This window comes from Pseudomonas sp. GW821-FHT01A09 (assembly GCF_058986725.1).
Genome location: NZ_JBYSWB010000001.1, coordinates 93,401 through 110,810, shown reverse-complemented (window position 1 = coordinate 110,810; position 17,410 = coordinate 93,401). Strand labels below are relative to the sequence as shown.

At 63.7% G+C, this 17,410-nt stretch carries 18 protein-coding genes; 11 read left to right on the top strand and 7 right to left on the bottom strand.

What is annotated here, in order from left to right; translation table 11 throughout:
* Positions 1-34: 34 nt before the first annotated feature.
* Positions 35-1,156 carry an NADH:flavin oxidoreductase gene (locus AC3WJP_RS00435; RefSeq protein WP_493719265.1) on the bottom strand — a complete coding sequence of 374 codons (1,122 nt, stop codon included), beginning with the start codon at positions 1,154-1,156 and terminating at the stop codon, positions 35-37.
* Between the two features lie 101 nt (positions 1,157-1,257).
* Here AC3WJP_RS00435 and AC3WJP_RS00430 point away from each other — a divergent pair, with 101 nt between their 5' ends.
* Positions 1,258-1,653: a winged helix-turn-helix transcriptional regulator gene (locus tag AC3WJP_RS00430; RefSeq protein WP_493719264.1), complete on the top strand. Its 396-nt coding sequence runs from the start codon at positions 1,258-1,260 to the stop codon at positions 1,651-1,653.
* 105 nt (positions 1,654-1,758) lie between these two features.
* Here the strand turns inward: AC3WJP_RS00430 and AC3WJP_RS00425 are convergent, their stop codons facing one another.
* A complete protein-coding gene (locus AC3WJP_RS00425) occupies positions 1,759-2,301 on the bottom strand; it encodes a glutathione peroxidase (RefSeq protein ID WP_493719263.1) in 543 nt (180 codons plus the stop codon).
* 90 nt (positions 2,302-2,391) lie between these two features.
* Entirely contained in the window at positions 2,392-3,630 is a 1,239-nt protein-coding gene (locus AC3WJP_RS00420; RefSeq protein ID WP_493719262.1) for a sensor domain-containing phosphodiesterase, read from the bottom strand.
* Positions 3,631-3,994: 364 nt separating this feature from the next.
* Between AC3WJP_RS00420 and AC3WJP_RS00415 the strand changes: the two genes are divergently transcribed.
* On the top strand, positions 3,995-4,354 hold the full coding sequence (locus tag AC3WJP_RS00415) for a hypothetical protein (RefSeq protein WP_493719261.1): 360 nt from the start codon (positions 3,995-3,997) through the stop codon (positions 4,352-4,354).
* Between the two features lie 111 nt (positions 4,355-4,465).
* Positions 4,466-4,798: a glycine zipper domain-containing protein gene (locus AC3WJP_RS00410; RefSeq protein ID WP_493719260.1), complete on the top strand. Its 333-nt coding sequence runs from the start codon at positions 4,466-4,468 to the stop codon at positions 4,796-4,798.
* A gap of 65 nt (positions 4,799-4,863) precedes the next feature.
* Here the strand turns inward: AC3WJP_RS00410 and AC3WJP_RS00405 are convergent, their stop codons facing one another.
* Complete coding sequence (locus tag AC3WJP_RS00405; protein WP_493719259.1) at positions 4,864-5,610, bottom strand: IclR family transcriptional regulator; 747 nt, start codon at positions 5,608-5,610, stop codon at positions 4,864-4,866.
* Positions 5,611-5,733: 123 nt separating this feature from the next.
* Here AC3WJP_RS00405 and AC3WJP_RS00400 point away from each other — a divergent pair, with 123 nt between their 5' ends.
* From AC3WJP_RS00400 to AC3WJP_RS00390, 3 genes are read left to right on the top strand one after another with little or no spacing between them, the layout of a single operon-like run.
* Positions 5,734-7,260: an MFS transporter gene (locus tag AC3WJP_RS00400; protein WP_493719258.1), complete on the top strand. Its 1,527-nt coding sequence runs from the start codon at positions 5,734-5,736 to the stop codon at positions 7,258-7,260.
* Between the two features lie 11 nt (positions 7,261-7,271).
* Complete coding sequence (locus AC3WJP_RS00395) at positions 7,272-8,300, top strand: HlyD family secretion protein (protein ID WP_493719257.1); 1,029 nt, start codon at positions 7,272-7,274, stop codon at positions 8,298-8,300.
* 1 nt (position 8,301) lies between these two features.
* Positions 8,302-9,711, top strand: a complete 1,410-nt coding sequence (locus AC3WJP_RS00390) for an efflux transporter outer membrane subunit (protein WP_493719256.1) — start codon at positions 8,302-8,304, stop codon at positions 9,709-9,711.
* A 151-nt stretch (positions 9,712-9,862) separates the two neighbouring features.
* On the opposite strand, the gene gntR is transcribed toward AC3WJP_RS00390, so the two are convergent.
* Positions 9,863-10,879: an HTH-type transcriptional regulator GntR gene (gene gntR, locus AC3WJP_RS00385; RefSeq protein WP_493719255.1), complete on the bottom strand. Its 1,017-nt coding sequence runs from the start codon at positions 10,877-10,879 to the stop codon at positions 9,863-9,865.
* A gap of 217 nt (positions 10,880-11,096) precedes the next feature.
* On the opposite strand from gntR, the gene AC3WJP_RS00380 reads away from it, so the two are divergent.
* Positions 11,097-11,636, top strand: coding sequence for a gluconokinase (locus AC3WJP_RS00380; protein ID WP_493719254.1), 540 nt, complete (start codon positions 11,097-11,099; stop codon positions 11,634-11,636).
* An 88-nt stretch (positions 11,637-11,724) separates the two neighbouring features.
* A complete protein-coding gene (locus tag AC3WJP_RS00375; protein WP_493719253.1) occupies positions 11,725-13,077 on the top strand; it encodes a GntP family permease in 1,353 nt (450 codons plus the stop codon).
* Between the two features lie 143 nt (positions 13,078-13,220).
* Here the strand turns inward: AC3WJP_RS00375 and ilvA are convergent, their stop codons facing one another.
* Positions 13,221-14,732, bottom strand: coding sequence for a threonine ammonia-lyase, biosynthetic (gene ilvA, locus AC3WJP_RS00370; protein WP_493719598.1), 1,512 nt, complete (start codon positions 14,730-14,732; stop codon positions 13,221-13,223).
* A 356-nt stretch (positions 14,733-15,088) separates the two neighbouring features.
* Between ilvA and AC3WJP_RS00365 the strand changes: the two genes are divergently transcribed.
* The 3 genes from AC3WJP_RS00365 (at position 15,089) to AC3WJP_RS00355 (ending at position 16,477) form a co-directional block, all read left to right on the top strand.
* Entirely contained in the window at positions 15,089-15,415 is a 327-nt protein-coding gene (locus tag AC3WJP_RS00365) for a hypothetical protein (RefSeq protein ID WP_493719252.1), read from the top strand.
* Positions 15,416-15,436: 21 nt separating this feature from the next.
* On the top strand, positions 15,437-15,685 hold the full coding sequence (locus tag AC3WJP_RS00360) for a hypothetical protein (RefSeq protein ID WP_493719251.1): 249 nt from the start codon (positions 15,437-15,439) through the stop codon (positions 15,683-15,685).
* Positions 15,686-15,889: 204 nt separating this feature from the next.
* Positions 15,890-16,477 carry a LysE family translocator gene (locus tag AC3WJP_RS00355; RefSeq protein ID WP_493719250.1) on the top strand — a complete coding sequence of 196 codons (588 nt, stop codon included), beginning with the start codon at positions 15,890-15,892 and terminating at the stop codon, positions 16,475-16,477.
* A gap of 55 nt (positions 16,478-16,532) precedes the next feature.
* On the opposite strand, the gene AC3WJP_RS00350 is transcribed toward AC3WJP_RS00355, so the two are convergent.
* Positions 16,533-17,378, bottom strand: coding sequence for an AraC family transcriptional regulator (locus AC3WJP_RS00350; RefSeq protein ID WP_493719249.1), 846 nt, complete (start codon positions 17,376-17,378; stop codon positions 16,533-16,535).
* Between the last annotated feature and the right edge of the window lie 32 nt (positions 17,379-17,410).

The window sequence follows — 17,410 nt, the reverse complement described above, 5'->3', positions numbered from 1 at the left end:
CAAGCCCCCTCGCTACAGAGAGATGCGTCAGCGGTCAGGCCAGCTCGCTTAGGTCGGCGGCATTGAAAGGCTTGAGGCTTTCGCTGTCGCCCGCGCGGACCTTGGCGACCCAGCGTGGATCGCTGAGCAGGGCGCGGCCCACCGCGATCAGATCGAACTCGTCCTTTTCCATGCGTTTGACCAGCTTGTCGAGGCTGGTTGGTTGCGAGCTCTCGCCGCCGAATGCGGCCATGAAATCCCCGGACAAGCCCACCGAGCCGACGCTGATGGTTGCCGCACCGGTGAGCTTTTTCGCCCAGCCGGCGAAGTTCAGGCCGTCTTCACCGTCCAGCTCCGGGAACTCCGCTTCCCAGAAACGCCGTTGCGAGCAATGCAGAATATCGACCCCGGCTTCGACCAAGGGCACCAGCCAGTCGGTCATCGCCTGCGGGGTGGTCGCCAGGCGCGCGGTGTAGTCCTGCTGCTTCCACTGGCTCAGGCGCAAGATGATCGGGAAGTCCTCGCCCACCGCGGCGCGCGTGGCCTTGACCACTTCGGCGGCGAAGCGCGAGCGCTCCTTGATGGTCGCGCCGTTGAACGCGTCGGTGCGCTGGTTGGTGCCGCCCCAGAAAAACTGGTCGAGCAGATAACCATGAGCGCCGTGAATTTCCACGGTATCGAACCCCAGCCGCTGGGCATCGGCGGCGGCCTTGGCATAGGCGGCGATGGTATCGGCGATGTCCTCATCGGTCATGACGGCGCCGCGCGGGGTATCCGGGGCTACCAGGCCCGACGGACTTTCAATGCCGTGGCCCGGCGTCCAGTCGGTGAGGAAGCTGGCGACCGCGCCGACATGCCAGATCTGCGGGCCCATCTTGCCGCCTGCCGCGTGGACTTCGTCGATCACGTGCTGCCAACCGGCCAAGGCTGCTTCGCCATGGAAAAACGGAATGCCTGGATCGTTGCGCGAGGCCGGACGGTTGATCACCGTGCCCTCGGACAGGATCAAGCCGACATCGCTTTCGGCACGGCGGCGGTAGTAGGCGGCGATATTGGCGTCCGGCACGCCTTCGGGGGCGAAGGAACGGGTCATCGGCGCCATGACGATGCGGTTCTTCAGGGCCAGTGATTTGAGCTTGAAAGGCTTGAACAACGGATCGAGGCTGGATTGGCTCACGGCGAAAGGCTCCATTGGAAATGAACGCCCATAGTATAAGATGTATACCTGATATCAATCAGGCACCACCAAGCTATCAGGTATACCCGAGGAAACCACCCATGCCCGCCCAGCCAGATGAACACGCCGAACCCAAGGTGTTTCGCGCCGATTGCTCCAGCCGTTTGTTGCTGGAACAGATCGCCGACAAGTGGTCGGTGCTGATCCTTGCGGCGTTGTGTCCGCAGCCGTTGCGCTTCAACGAAGTGCGCCGACGCCTCGACGGCATCACCCAGAAAGCCCTGACCCAGGCGCTGCGGCGCCTGGAGCGCAGCGGCATCGTCGCGCGGCGGGTGATCCCCAGCTCCCAGGTGGCGGTGGAATACAGCATCACGCCACTGGGGCGGACGCTGGAGGAGCCGTTTCGGGTGTTGTATCTCTGGACGGTGAAGCATTCGGATCAGGTGCTGCAGGCGCAGCAGGCGTTCGATGCGCGGGCGCTGGAAATGGCGGAGTGACGCCGGATGCTGTGGCGAGGGGGCTTGCTCCCGATAATCGGTACCGGCACCTTGCGGTGTGTCAGTGAAGGCCTATCGGGGGCAAGCCCCCTCGCTACAGGGAGCTTACTTGGCCAGTTCGGCTTCGATCGCCGCCAGCAACTGCGGATCATGGGCGGCGATGTCCGGCGTGAAGCGCCCGACCACTTCGCCGGTACGGCTGATCAGGAATTTCTCGAAATTCCACTGCACTTCCGGCACCGGACGTACCGCAATGCCCTTGCCCGTCAGACGCTCACGCCAAGGTCCCTCGCCAACAGCGTCCGGTTTCGCCGCAGTGAGCGCCTGGTACAGCGGATGCTTGTCTTCATCCACCACGGAAATCTTCGAGAACAACGGGAATTTCACGCCGTAGGTCAGGCTGCAAAACGCTTTGATCTCGTCTTCGGTGCCCGGCTCCTGCGCCTTGAAGTCGTTGGCCGGAAAGCCCAGCACTTCCAGCCCTTGCTCGTGCTTCTCCTCGTAGAGTTTTTCGAGGCCTTCGTACTGCGCGGTCAGGCCGCACTTGGACGCGACGTTGACCACCAGCAGCACCTTGCCGGCGTAGGCTTTCAGGGTTTGCGGGGCGCCGTCGATGGTGGTGACCGGGATGTCATACAGGTTGCTCATGCTCAGTTCCAATAGAGAAGTCGGGCAACCACTGTAATGTTGGAGGCCGGCACCGACAATCAAATGTTCCCGTCGCGCGGCCCTGTCGATTCAGGCCTGGCGCGGCTGATCGTCATCGCTGAGGCGCTGCGCATCATGCAGATCCATCGGGCTGCCGAGCAGAAATCCCTGGATACGATGCACGCCCAAGGCGCGCAAGGCGTCCAGCTCGCCGGTGGTTTCAACGCCTTCGGCGATCACCGTGCTGTCGGTTTCCCGCGCGAAGGCGATCAGCGCCGAGGCCATGGCGCGCAAGGTCGGGTCCTGATCGATGCCACGGGTCAGGCTCATGTCCAGCTTGATCATGTCGGGCGCCAGCTTGACGATGTGACGCATGCTGGCAAAACCCGCACCGGCATCGTCGATGGCCAGGCGTACGCCTGCACGGCGCAGGTTGACCAGAGCCGTCTGCAAGCGTTCGTAATCGCAAATCACTGAGTGTTCGGTGATTTCCAGCACGATGCGGCGGGCCGAATAACCGTGCAGCAACGGCGTCAGGCGACCACTGAAGATCAATTGCGGTGAGCAGTTGATACTTACATAGATGTTATCGGGCAACCGCGACAGTCCCAGCAGCGCCAGCTCGACCGCCCGACACTCGAGCTCGATCCCCAGGCCGGCCTCCGTCGCGTCCTGAAACCACACGTCTGGCGTGCGCACGGTATCGCTGGTGAATCGGGACAGCGCCTCCCAGCCACTGATGGCCAGGCTCGTGGCATCGAAGATCGGCTGATAGACGATCGAGGGCTGAAACTCCTGGAGCAAGGCCGTGATTCGGCGGTGCTTGACGGTGCGCTCGCTCACGGCCTGGAGGTCCAGTTCGAGCTGCTCGGTGACCAGGTCGGCGAAGGCGCGCATCATTTGCAGGTCACGGTCGCTCAGGCTCTGGTCAGGGGCGAAGCCAAAGCAGCAGAAGGTGCCATACAAATTGCCGTCACTGAGGTAGATCGGCACGCTCATGTGCGAACCGATCGGCAAGGCCAGGGTTTCCGGCAAACTCATGGCCAGGGGCACCTGAGAGGTATCGGCGATCAGTTCGGGCAACACGCCGTCGACCACGCGTTGGCAGTATCCGACTTCCAACGACAGCACGTCGCCCTGTTTGATGGGCGAAACGCCCTCGGCATCGACATGCATGAACACGCGGTCGGCACTGCGAAAGCGGGAAACGAAGGCGACATCCATGCCCAGATGTTTGCGCAGGGCTCGCAGGACCCGTTCGATATGCCCGGCATCGGCATTGACGGTGTCCTTGAGACTGATCAGTTCGGCGAGTTGAACGGCTGACATTCCATTGACCTCCAGTGGCCTGCGACTACCAAAAAAACACGCGGGTATAGGGGGAGCACTGTGCTTAGGTTAGCAGCATTATGTAACGCCAGTGAACCAGGCGCTGAACGGCCGTCAATCAACTGACGAAGCCGCCAAGCCGAGGAACCAGAAGGGATTTGCAGCGTATCGGCGATAAAGATAGCGCCGCGCCTCGAACTCCCGGCGATGCGTGCCTACACTGCTAAGCAGTCAATTAACGCACCAGATTAGGACGTCTATGAAGCGTTTAGCAGCGACGGGACTCTGCTGCATTTTGGCAGGTTGCAGCACAGGACAATTTTCTGACGGGCAGAACAGCAGCTTTCCGGTCCAGATCGAACAGATGAACGCCTCGATCAACAATGCCAACGACAGTGTCGACGTCGCGGTGCAGGTCAAGAACGCCTCGGGGGTGGCCATCCGCTCGATCACCCTGGTGCTCACGCCCTATGACGTGGGCGGCAACCGCACCGCGGCGCCTGGCGGCGAGGTCACCTTCAACGGCCCGTTGAAATCTGGCGATAGTGCCGGGCCGCAGACGTTCAACAACGTCTGGCAGGGCTCCGATGTACGCTGCGTGGAAGTGCGGCTGGTCAAGGTCACGCTGATGGATTACTCCAGCTCAAGCATCAGCGGCCAGGCCGCTAACAATCTGGTGGCCAACAACAGCCGACGTCAATGCCATATCGACAGTGACAGCTGAACAGGATCCTGTATCACCGCCGTTACTCACTGGATACGCGATTTCACTTGCCTGGCCCGGGGTGCAAAGATGAGCATCGCGCACCTTTTTCTACCTGTGTGAGTCATGCGAATGAAAGTCCTTTCTGCCCTGGCCCTGGCATTGTCCCTGGCAAGCACCGGCGCCCTGGCCAATGAAGTCGTGGGCGCGGTGGTAGGCGGCGCCGCGGGTGCCGTGGTGGGCAATCAGGCGGCCGGTACTCAGGGCGCTGTCGTCGGCGCGGTGGCTGGTGGTGTGCTGGGCGCAGTGGTGTCCAACCTGCTGGATGACGGCCACGGCGGTCATCACGACCATCGTGACGAGCGCGGCCACGGCGGCGGCCCTGGGCCAGCGATGATGCGCGGGCCAGGCCCCGAGCACTTCCACGATGATCGTCGTGGCCCGCCCGGTGAAGGCCCGCGCTGACCCGAATGATCGCCAGCGCCTTGCCAGCGCCGTGACTGCGGTGCCAGGCAAGGCGGTCAGTCAGCTCAGAAGACCACCTGCAATATTCCTTGGCGGCACTCCTTCAAGGCTTTCTTGATGCTGTCATGGGCCTCGGCGATTCGCGCGGTGGGGCCGACCACAGAAATCGCATAGCGCCCCTGATCTGTCTGCAGACTGGTCGACACTGAACCCACCCCGATTCGATGCTCGCCCGTGTCATAGGCGAAGCCCTCAAGGCGAACCGCCGCCAGCTCGACCAGCAACTGCTCCAGCGACAGCGTAAACGGTGTCAGTTGCTTCATCTTGCCGCGCAACATTTCGATCACCACTTCATCGCTCTTCGATGCCAGTTCCACTTTGCCAGCGGACGACGCATAGACTGTCAGAAAAGTCCCGGAACCAGGCGCTACCCGCAGCTCCTGGTGGGACACCACCGAATGCAGAATCAGCATCTCCAGACCGTTGGCGTGGGTCAGCACCGCGGTTTCACCGGTTTGGTGGGATAACCCTTCGAGGAAAGTACGGGCGCGGTGGGTGATGTCGACGTGGCTGCGCGAGGCGAGGCGCATCAGCATCGGCCCCAGGCACACACCACCCGCCCCGCGGACCTCCAGCAGTTGCTCCAACGCCAATGCATCGACCAGCCGCTGCACGGTGGAACGGGGCAGTTCGATACGTTTGGCGATCTCCCCCAGGCTCAGCCCCGTGGGCTCGTCTTCGAGACTGCGCAGGATCGCCGCCGCGCGAGAAATCACCTGAATGCCGCTGCGCTCTGCATCGTCGGAACTCATCTGTCTTGCCCTCTGTATCGCTGATCGGTACACTGCATCGAATTCTAACCCATTTTATGTTTGGCGCCGCCAGTTTAATTCAGCTGGTCGGGCGTCGAGCCCTCTTGCGATGAAACCTCCGTCATGAGCCCCCCTCCTGCTCCACCTGCCCCCGCGCCCTTTACCTGGCGCCTGGCCCTCGGCCTCGTCGGGGTGCTGATCGCAGCCCTGACCTCGGGGATCAACGACCGCGTCACCGACATCGCCCTGATCGACTTGCTCGGCCATTTCGGCCTGGGCCACGACCAGGGCACCTGGATCAGCACCGCCTACGCGGCTGCCGAAGTCTCGGCCATGCTGCTGGCGCCGTGGTTTGCCGTGACCCTGTCGCTGCGCCGCTTCGCCATCGTCGTGACCTTGCTGTTCGTGACCTTTGGCATGCTCTGCCCGTTCGCCCCCAACGTCGCCAGCCTGGTGACCCTGCGCGTTTTGCAGGGCCTGGCCGGGGGCGCGCTGCCACCATTGCTGATGACCGTGGCGCTGCGGTTTCTGCCCTGGCATATCAAACTCTATGGCTTGTCGGCCTATGCCCTGACGGCCACGTTCGGCCCCAACCTGGCGCTGCCGTTGACCGCCCTGTGGACCGAGGGCGCCGACTGGCGCCTGGTGTTCTGGGAGATCGTTCCGGCCGGGCTGCTGGGCGCGGCGCTGATCGCCTTCGGCTTACCTCAGGACCCGGTGCGCTTCGAGCGCTTCAAGCAATTCGACTGGCGCGGCGTGCTGCTGGGCGCTGGCGGCCTGAGCATGCTGATCGTCGCCCTGACCCAGGGCGAGCGCCTGGACTGGCTGGAATCCCCGCTGATTGCCTGGCTGCTGCTGGGTGCCGCGGCGTGCCTGCCGTTGTTCGTGCTCAACGAGTGGTTCCACCCGCTGCCGATCTTCAAGATCCAGCTGCTGGAGCGACGCAACTTCGCCTTCGGCGTGCTGACGCTGATGCTGTTCCTGTTCGTGAGCATGGCCGGCAGCGCAATTCCGACGGCCTATCTGACCTCGGTCCAGGGTTACCGCCCGCTGCAAAGCATGCCGCTGGCCCTGAGCATCGGCCTGCCGCAACTGGTGCTGGCGCCGCTGGTGGCGACACTGATCAACCGCAACTGGGTCGACGCGCGCTATGTGATCGGCACCGGCCTGGTGTTGCTGACCCTCGCCTGCCTGGGCGGATCGCAACTGACCGCTGAGTGGAACCGTGACAACTTCTATTGGCTGCAGGCCCTGCATGCCGTGGCGCAACCGATGATCGTGGTGCCCCTGCTGATGTTGGCCACCGGCGTGATCCACCCGATGGAAGGCCCGTTCGCCTCGGCCATGGTCAACAGCATGCGCGGCCTGGCCTCGGTATTGGCCAGCGTCGCCCTGGAGAATTTCATCACCGCCCGCGAACACTTTCATTCCAACGTACTGCTCGACCAACTCGGCAACCAGCGCACGGCGCTGACCCCGCTGCTGGACAGCAGCAGCGCCGAGCTGGCCGCCCGGGTTCATCGCCAGGCCTTGGTGCTGACCTATGCCGACGCCTATCTGGGTGTGCTGGTGATCATCGCCATCCTTGCCGTGGTGCTGTTGATCCTGCCCAAGCGCGCCCTTCCCCCGCAACCTCCGATACCCACGTGAGTCCTCGTCCGATGAAACATAGAACCGCTGTCTCCCTGGTCAGCCTGGCCGTCGTCCTGTGCGTCGCCTATGGCGCCTTCCACCTGCTGCGCAGCGATGCCCGGCAAAGCACCGACGACGCCTACATTCGTGCTGATTCGGTGCTGATCGCGCCCCGTATTGCGGGCCAGATCAGCGAGGTGGCCGTCGAGGACAACCAGCGCGTCAAGGCCGGCCAATTGCTCGCACGCCTGGACGACGGCGATTACCTGGCCGCCCAGGCGGCTGCGGCGGCGACCCTGGCCGGGACCCGCGGCGAGCTGAAAAACCTCGATGCCAGTATCGCCCGCCAGGCGGCGATCATCGACCAGGCCGCCGCCGCCACCCGTGCCAGCAGCGCCGCGCTGAAATACGCCCAGGCCAATGCCCAGCGCTATCGCAACCTGTCGAGCAGCGGTGCCGGTACCCAGCAGGAAAGTCAGCGCTCCGACGCCGACCTGCAAGGCGCCGAGGCCGCCCGCGATCGCGACGCCGCCGCACAAGTGGCCGCTGCCCGCAGCCTCGACGTGCTCAGGGCGCAACGGGAAGTGGCTCAGGCTACCGTGGACCACGCTGGGGCCGCGCTGCGCCAGGCTGATCTGAACCTCAGCTATACCCGCATCACCGCGCCACAGGACGGCATGATCGGTCAGCGCTCGGCTCGCGCCGGCGCCTATGTAGCGGTGGGTACACCGTTGATGGCGGTGGTACCACTGAACGACATCTACGTGGTGGCCAACTTCCGCGAAACCCAGTTGGCCGACATGCGCGCCAACCAGCCCGTGAGCATTCATGTCGACAGCCATCCGGACCAGGTCTTCAAGGGCCATCTGCAGAGCCTTTCGCCGGCCACCGGCCTGAGCTTCTCGGCCATCGCCCCGGACAACGCCACCGGCAACTTCACCAAAGTCGCACAGCGCATTCCGGTGAAGATCATCTTCGAGCCCGGCCAGGCGCATATGGATGCGCTGCGGGTAGGCATGTCGGTGGTGGTCGATGTCGACACCCATGGGGGCCAGTGACATGCGTCGTCTTGCCCTGTTATTGAGCATCGCCAGCCTCGCCGCTTGCAGCGTCGGGCCGGATTTCATCAAGCCGGTGCCGGCGCTGCCCAGCCAATGGCAGGCGGACCAGACCAAGACCCAGGCCGCCCCAGTGGATCGCCAGTGGTGGCAACAGCTGGGTGATCCACAACTGACCGCGCTGATCGAACGCGCGGCCAAGGCCAACCTCGATATACGCACCGCCAGCAATCGCCTGGATCAGAGCCGCAACAGTCGCCAGATCAGTGGGGCCGCGCAGTTGCCCGGCGTCAGTGCCAGTGGCAGCTATCAACGGGCGCGCAACAGCGCGGATGGCCTGAACGATCCGTCATTCGAGAGCGGCAAGGCGCCCTATGAACTGTGGAACAGTACCGTCGATGCCAGCTGGGAGGTCGACCTGTGGGGCCATGTGCGCCGCAGCCTGGAAGCCGCCGATGCCGACATCGCCTTCACGCGGGCCGAACGCGATGGCGTAGTGCTGAGCATTACCGCGCAGATGGCCGACGATTATCTCCGCCTGCGCGGCGTTCAGGCACGTCTGGACGTGGCCCGGCAGAACCTGGAGATCGCTCGCCAGAACCAGAAGCTGACCCAGACCCGCTTCGACAACGGCGTGACCACCAACCTCGATACCGCCAATGCAGCGGCGGCGGTCGAAACCATCCAGGCGACATTGCCGATGCTGGAGGCGGAGCAAGCGCGCTTGATCAATGCCATGAGCTTCTTGCTGGGGGCGGCGCCCGGAGCGCTACACGGCGAGTTGCAGACAGCCAGGGCGATTCCCCATCCGGCGCCGGATGTGCCCTTGGGACTGCCGTCGGAACTGGCCCAGCGCCGTCCCGACATCCAGCGCGCCGAGGCCGCCCTGCACCGTGCCACCGCCGCCATCGGCGTGGCCAAGGCGGACTTCTATCCGCGCATCAGTCTGGGCGCCAGCGTCGGCTTTCAGGCGCTGGATGGCAGTGACTTCGGCGGCTGGAATTCCCGGGAATGGAGCTACGGGCCGAGCCTGTATCTGCCGATCTTCCAGGGTGGACGCCTGACTGGCACGCTGGCCTTGCGCGAGCATCAGCAACAGGCCGCGGCCATCGACTATCAACGTACCGTACTGGCCGCCTGGCATGAAGTGGACGACGCGCGCACCGACTACGCCGCCGAACAGCAGCACTACGCGGCGCTGAACCGCGCGGTCGAGCAGAACCAACTGGCCTTGAGCACCGCGCGCCAACGCTACAAGGAAGGCGCGATCGACTTCATCAATGTGTTGAACGTGCAGCGGGCGTTGCTGGAGACGCAAAGCGCGCTGGTGGGCAGCGCGACCCAGGCGGCGCTGGATCGAGTGCAGTTGTACAAGGCGTTGGGCGGCGGTTGGCCGCAGGATCTGCGGTAAGTCTGCCGGCCTCTTCGCGGGCAAGCCTTGCTCCTACAGTGCAAACAGTTGCAGCGACGTGCGCTTGTGGGAGCAAAGCAAACAGCCCAGCGGCGTGCATTTGTGGGAGCAAAGCTTGCTTGCGAAGAGGCCATCAACCGCAGCACAGAACTCAGCTCTCGCGCACCATCAGTTCGAACCCCAGATCCTGCACCTGCGCCCCACCGGGCTTGTGATCCAGCAGATCCAGCAGCTTCTGCGCCGCCAAGCGGCCGATGGCGGCGCGCGGGGTGCGGATCGAGGTCAAACGCGGTACCACATGAGCCGAGGCCGGCAAGTCGTTGAAGCCGATCATCGCCACCTGCTGCGGCACCGCGATGCCCTGCCGCGAGGCTTCATAGATCGCACCATGGCCCAGGTCGTCATTGCAGAAGAACAAGCCATCGACCTGCGGGTGATCGCGCAGCACCTGGGCGAACATTTCGCCGCCCAGGCCGATGGACGATGGCAGCGGCGACATGAATTCCAGTGCCGGGTCGTAGCAGCCGGCCTCGCGCAGCGTCTGGCGAAAGCCTTCGGCGCGCTGCATCACCCGCGGATCCAGCTGCGCCGCGACATAGCCGATATGCCGCCGCCCGCGCTCCAACAGATAGCGGGCCGCCACCTGCCCTGCCTGTTGCTGGGAAAACCCCACGCACGGCGCCTCGCTCTGCGCCTGCAACTCCATCATGTGCACACAGGGCACGCCGCTGGCCGCCAGCATGCGCCGGGATGCCTCGGTGCGATCGAAGCCGGTCAGCAGAAAGCCGCGCGGCTGATACGCCAGGTAGTTGCGGATCAGGTTCTCTTCGGCGCCGACGTCGTAATGGAAGTTGCCGATCAGCACTTCCAGACCACGGCCATGCATGACCTGGTGAATGGCTTCGAGGGTATCGATGAACAGTTGGTTGGACAGCGACGGGATCAGCACCACGATCGACTGGCTCTGGGCACTGGCCAGCGCGCGCGCCGCGTTGTTGGCGACATAGCCCAGGCTGGCGGCGGCCGCCTGGACCTTGGCCACCAGCTCGGGGGCGACAGTGGGCACGCCACGCAAGGCACGCGAAGCGGTAATGGGAGAAACGCCGGAGAGCTTGGCCACCTCGCTGAGCGTAGGACGACCGGTGGTACGGGTGCCGATTCGGGTCATGATTTTTGTTTTTTTCGACTTGCAAGGACAGGGAACGGGCACTAAGGTAGCGCTGTCTCAGCGTAGTGGCAATATTGCTTTGTAACGCGCTGCTACACTGCGCCGATCAATGCGTATGACGACGTTGCGCAAACAACATAAATAAAATCAAGGGCATGGCAGATCTCGACACCTTTGACGGTGATCGATGACCGTTATGACCCCCCTGGAGGTACCGATGGTTTCCCCTCTTTCCGCGATCGTGGTCATGGGCGTGTCAGGTTGCGGTAAAAGCAGCGTCGGCGCCGAAATTGCCAAGGTCAGCGGCGGTCACCTGATCGAAGGTGACAGCTTTCACCCCGCTGCCAATATCGAAAAAATGAGCGCCGGCCATCCGCTGGATGATACCGACCGTGCCGGATGGCTCAGCAAGCTGGGCGAAGAGCTGGCGCGCTGCGTCAACGCCGGTGAACGGCCGATCCTGACCTGCTCGGCGCTAAAGAAAGCCTACCGCAAGACCCTGCGTGACGCGGTGCCCAACCTGGGCTTCGTGTTCCTTGAACTGACGCGCACCGACGCCGCCTACCGCGTGTCCCATCGCCCAGGGCATTTCATGCCTGCCAGCCTGATCGACAGCCAGTTCGCCACGCTCGAATCACCTACCGGTGAACCCCTGACCTTGACGGTAGATGCGTCAGTGCCTATTCCCGAGATCGCCGTGCAGGTCGATCACTGGATCGCCGACCTCGGCGCACCGACCCTTACCCGTACGGCTTGAAACGCGCATTCGCGGGGTCGCAAAGACAGCGCTACCCCACAATGATCGGCCTTGAAAAAAACCACAAACAAGATGAGGCATTGAGTCCATGTTTGGATTAGCGAACGACACCTACCTGCTGCTGGATGCGCTGGTCACCATTATCGGCCTGATCCTGCTGATCACCTGGGCCAAGGTTCACCCCTTCGTGGCCTTGACCATCGCCGCGGGCTTTCTGGGGCTGACCTCCGGCATGCCAGTGGCGAAGGTGATGAAGTCCTTCCAGGACGGCTTCGGCGGCGTACTGGGTTTTGTCGGCATCGTACTGGCGCTGGGCACCATGCTCGGCAAACTGATGGCCGACTCCGGCGGCGCCGACCAGATCGCGCAAACCCTGATCCGCAAATTCGGCAAGCAGAACATTCATTGGGCGATGATGTTCTCGGCATTCCTGGTGGGCATCCCGCTGTTCTTCGAAATCGGCTTCGTGTTGCTGATCCCGCTGGTGTTCATCGTCGCGCGGCGCTCCGGTGTGTCGCTGGTGAAGATCGGCATTCCGCTGCTGGCCGGCCTCTCCGTGGTTCACGGCCTGGTGCCGCCGCATCCCGGCCCGCTGCTGGCCATCGGCGTGTTCGGTGCCGATATCGGCAAGACCATCCTCTACGGCCTGATCGTCGCCCTGCCGACCGCCATCGTAGCGGGTCCGATCTTCGGCAACTGGATCTCCAAGCGCATCCCGGGCAATCCGTCCACCGAGCTGATGGACCAGATCGCCAAGGAATCGACCCACGAGAACCTGCCAAGCTTCAGCATCACCCTGATCACCATTCTGCTGCCGGTGTTCCTGATGCTGCTCAAGACCTTCGCGGACATCATCCTGCCGGCCGATCACATCTTCCGTCAGTGGATGGACTTCCTCGGTCACCCGATCACCGCGCTGCTGGCGGCGCTGCTGCTGGCCTTCTACACCTTCGGTTCGGCGCGTGGCTTCAGCCGCCAGGCGATCATGAAGATGCTCGACCAGAGCCTGGCGCCTACCGCAGCCATCGTGCTGATCGTCGGTGCCGGCGGCGGCTTCAAGCAGATGCTGGTGGACACCGGTGTCGGCAACATCATCGGTCACATGGCCGTGCAGGCGCAGATCTCGCCGATTTTGCTGGCATGGCTGGTGGCGGCGGTGATTCGCGTGGCCACCGGTTCCGCGACCGTGGCGACCATCACTGGCGCCGGTATCGTCGCGCCGGTGGTCGGCCTGATTCCGGGCGTCAACCGCGAACTGCTGGTACTGGCGACCGGCGCCGGTTCGGTGATTCTGTCCCACGTCAACGATGCGGGCTTCTGGCTGGTGAAGCAGTATTTCAACATGACCGTGGCCGAGACGTTCAAGACTTGGAGCATGATGGAGACCATTCTTTCGGTGGTCGGCATCATTCTGATCATGCTGCTGTCGCTGGTGGTCTGACCCACAACCTGTAGCGAGGGGGCTTGCCCCCGAAAGATCTGCCTGTCATCGCCCTACTTCAGGGGATGGCGTCGGGGCTGAGTCTTTCGGGGGCAAGCCCCCTCGCTACAGGCTGAGGAACATCCGATACGCCGGAGTTAGAGTCAGCTGAGAAACATCCGATACGCCGGGTTATCGCTCTCATCCCAGTAGCGGTAACCCAATCGGCTCAACGCCTGCAGCAACTCCCCCCGCGAGCCCTGCCCCACCTGTAACGCCACCAGCACTCGCGCATCCGCCGAACCATGATTGCGGTAGTGGAACAGGCTGATATTCCAGCGCTCGCCCAATGCCCGCAAAAATGTCAGCAAGGCGCCCGGCCTTTCGGCGAACTCGAAACGCAACAGGCACTCCTCGCCATGGTGCAAGGCATGGCCGCCCACGGTATGGCGCAGGTGCGCCTTGGCCAGTTCGTCATCGGTCATGTCGAGCACCGCAAAGCCCTGCTGGCCAAGGCTCTTGAGCAGCTGCGCGCGCGGATCCTGCTGCGGGTGAGTCTGCACGCCAACGAACAGATGGGCCGCGCGGTCGCTGTGGTAGCGGTAGTTGAACTCGGTGATCTGGCGTTTGCCCAGCGCCTGGCAGAAACGCTGAAAGCTGCCAGGGCGCTCGGGGATGGTCACCGCGATGATCGCTTCGCGCTGTTCGCCGACTTCGGCCCGCTCGGCCACGTGGCGCAGGCGATCGAAATTGACGTTGGCACCGGAATCGATGGCCACCAGCGTCTGACCCGTGACGCCATAGCGCGCCACATAGCGCTTGATGCCTGCAACGCCCAGCGCGCCCGAGGGCTCGGTGATCGAGCGGGTATCGTCGTAGATGTCCTTGATGGCCGCGCATAATTCATCGCTGCTGACCGTGATCACTTCATCCACCAGATGCCGGCACAGCGCGAACGGGTACTCGCCGATCTGCGCCACTGCCACACCATCGGCAAAACTGCCGACCTGGGGCAACACCACCCGCTCGCCTGCGGCCAGGGCCATCTGCAGGCAATTGGAGTCATGGGGTTCGACACCGATCACCTTGACCTCCGGGCGCAGGTACTTGACGTAGGCGGCGATGCCGGCGATCAAGCCACCGCCCCCCACAGGCACGAAGATCGCGTCCAGTGCGCCAGGTTGCTGGCGCAGTATCTCCATGGCCACGGTGCCCTGGCCGGCGATCACGTCGGCGTCGTCGAAGGGTGCCACGAAGGTGTAGCCCCGCTCCGCGAGCAGGAGTGCATGGGCCAGCGCCTGGGGGAAGGCATCCCCCTCGAGCACCACCTGGCCACCCCGTGAACGCACGCCTTCGATCTTCAGCGACGGTGTGGTGGTCGGCATGACGATGATCGCCTCGATGCCCAGCTCCCGCGCCGCCAGCGCAACGCCTTGGGCATGATTGCCCGCCGACGCGGTGACGACGCCCTTGGCGCGCTGCTCGGCGGTCAACTGCGCCAGCTTGTTGTAGGCACCGCGAATCTTGAAGGAGAAGGTCGGCTGCAGGTCTTCACGTTTGAGCAGCACCTGGTTGCCCAACCGCTCGGACAACGCCGGGGCGGCGTGCAGCGGTGTCTGCACGGCGACGTCGTAGACCGGCGCGGCGAGGGTCTTCTTCACGTATTCGGCGAGCAACGGCGCGAGTGCCGGGGGCGGCAACAGCGCCGGGCGATGGACAGGCTCGGGTGACGTCGGGGTGGTTTCGGCGCGGGTGGCAAAGGTGCTGGGCATGCAGGTCTCCGGATTGCGGTACGCCCAGAGACAGAGAAAAAACCCGCCTGTTGGGCGGGTTGGGTGCAGATGTGCGCTAGCCCGCCAAGTGAGGAATGGCGGTAATAATAATGCTGGCGGTAAACATCGGCGTGGTCAGATTCATGGCAGCGAAACTAACCCGGGGCGCGGGCGGCCGTCAACCACTCGTCGCCTCGACGGCACCTGCGTCGCGCAGCGGCAGCCCAACTACAGGACACCCAAAATAACGGAGATCGACCATGATCCGCACATCGTTCACTGCCTTGACCTTCGCACTGGTGATGGCCGGTTGCAGCATCGGCGCACAGGCCGACGACAGCACCGGCCCGACCAACCCGGCCCCCAAGGGTACCAACCCGTCCACCGTCGGCGTGCCTGCCGGCACCAGCAAAGGCATGCCCAACGGCAACACCGACGGCTCGGCCACTACCGGTTCGGCCGGCAGCAGCGGCGCCAACATCACCCCGCAGAAATCCGGCAATCCGGAGGGCAGTTCGATGGGCAACCAGACGAACAAGGCCAACAGCGCTGGCGATGATGACGACGACGATGATGACGCCAAATAAATAACCGTACGGGAGAACAGCATGAGCACTCAAACGCCAACTCCGAATGAAGACACCCCACGCACCCCTTCGGACCCCGCAGCTGGCCGCAATGATCCGGCGATCGACCCGGACGGCAAGCTGCCCGAAGGCAGCGAGACCACCAGCGGTGCCGGCGACGACAAGGCGAAGGAAAACAGCTTCAGCCCGGACTTCGCGCCGGAACCCGATCCGGACAAAACCAGACCGGGGGTCGCCAAGGATGCCGATATCGATACCGACGGCGGCTAGTCGCCGCCCGCTGTAGCGAGGGGGCTTGCCCCCGAAAACTCTGGCGGTCATCGCCGTGCTTCCAGGATGGCGCCGGGTTGGAGTTTTTCGGGGGCAAGCCCCCTCGCTACAGATTCGATGGGGCATCGCGTCAATTTCCTTCAATACCTCCCTGCTCCCGCCTCGCTAAGGTCAGTGCTCCTCTGGCTATCTGGCGATCCTCGCATGTCTCTGTTGCTGTCCATGGCCGCCTTCGCGCTGGTCTCATCCATCACCCCCGGCCCGGTCAATCTTGTCGCCCTCGGCAGCGGTGCCCGCCATGGTCTAAGGGCCTCACTGGCGCATATCACCGGCGCCACCGCCGGGTTCACCCTGCTGCTGGTGCTGATCGGCCTGGGGTTATACGAAGTGCTGATCCGCTGGCCATTGCTGATCAGCGGGATTCGCCTGGCCGGCGTGCTTTACCTGCTGTATCTGGCGTGGAAACTGGCCAGCGATAATGCTCAGCTACAGGCCGACGGCGGCGCGCCACGTCCTACCTTGCTCGGTGGCGCGGCCATGCAATGGCTCAACCCCAAGGCCTGGCTGGCCAGCGTCGCCGGCATGGGCGCCTTCGCCGCCGATGGCAGCAGTGGCACGGTAGGGTGCTTTGCGTTGATCTACTTCGTCGTCTGTTACGCCTCCATCGCCTGCTGGGCAGTGGCCGGCACTTATCTGCAGCGTCACCTCGACAAGGCCGCGGGGGTGCGCTGGTTCAACCGGGTCATGGCGTTGTTGCTGATGCTGTGCGCGGTGGGGTTGCTGATGCAATGACCGACACAAAGTTGACGACTTCGGCGGCGAACAGGCCAATGAATGCGCCGCAACCTTACCGCCCTTGGCGATAGTGCCCGGGCGTGGTCGCCAGGCTGCGTTTGAACAGCCGTTGCAAGTGCGCCTGATCGGCAAAACCCGCTGCCTGAGCGGCATCAGCGATCGCCACCCCTTCGCGCAGCTGTCGGCGCGCGTGCTGCAGCCGTGCGTCATTGAGCCAGGCGTGGGGCGTCATGCCGTAACGCTGCTTGAACGCGCGGATCAAATACGACGGTGACAGCGCCGCCACTTCGCTCATCTGCTCCAGGGTCAATGCCTCAGTGCACTGCGCACGAATGAACGCCGCCACTCGCTGCAACGGTTCACTGGCAAGCCCGCTGCCCTCATCGACGACCGCCAGCGTGCGCAGCATGGCGGTAAAGAAGCCCACGGCCCGGTGTTGCTTTTCGGTGGTGGCGCAGTGCGCGTCGACCAGACAGGCATGCAAGTCGACCACCCCATTGAACCAGCGCTCGTCGGTCGACAGCAGCGGCGCCAGAGGTACTAGCCGCTGGCCGTCACCCAAGCCCAGGCGCCCCTGCAGCGCCGCCAGCCAAGGTGCATCGACGTAGAGCATGTGATATGCCCAGGGCTGATCGTCGACTGGATTGCAGGCGTGCACCGCCCCAGGGTTCATCAACACCACGGTACCTGCACGGATATCGCAGCGCAGGTCACCGTTGAGGTAGGTGCTCTGCCCGGCGATGACCGCGCCAATCGAGAAGCTCTCATGGGAATGCAAGGCATGGCTGATGAAGCGGCCATCGTTGACATCCCGGGCTTCGATGAACGGCAGCGCCGGGTCTCGCCAGAAACGCGAAACGGCGTCGGCTTTTATCGAAGCAGGCACGGGCAAGGCCATGGCAGTTCCTATGCTGAAGGCACAATTCCCCA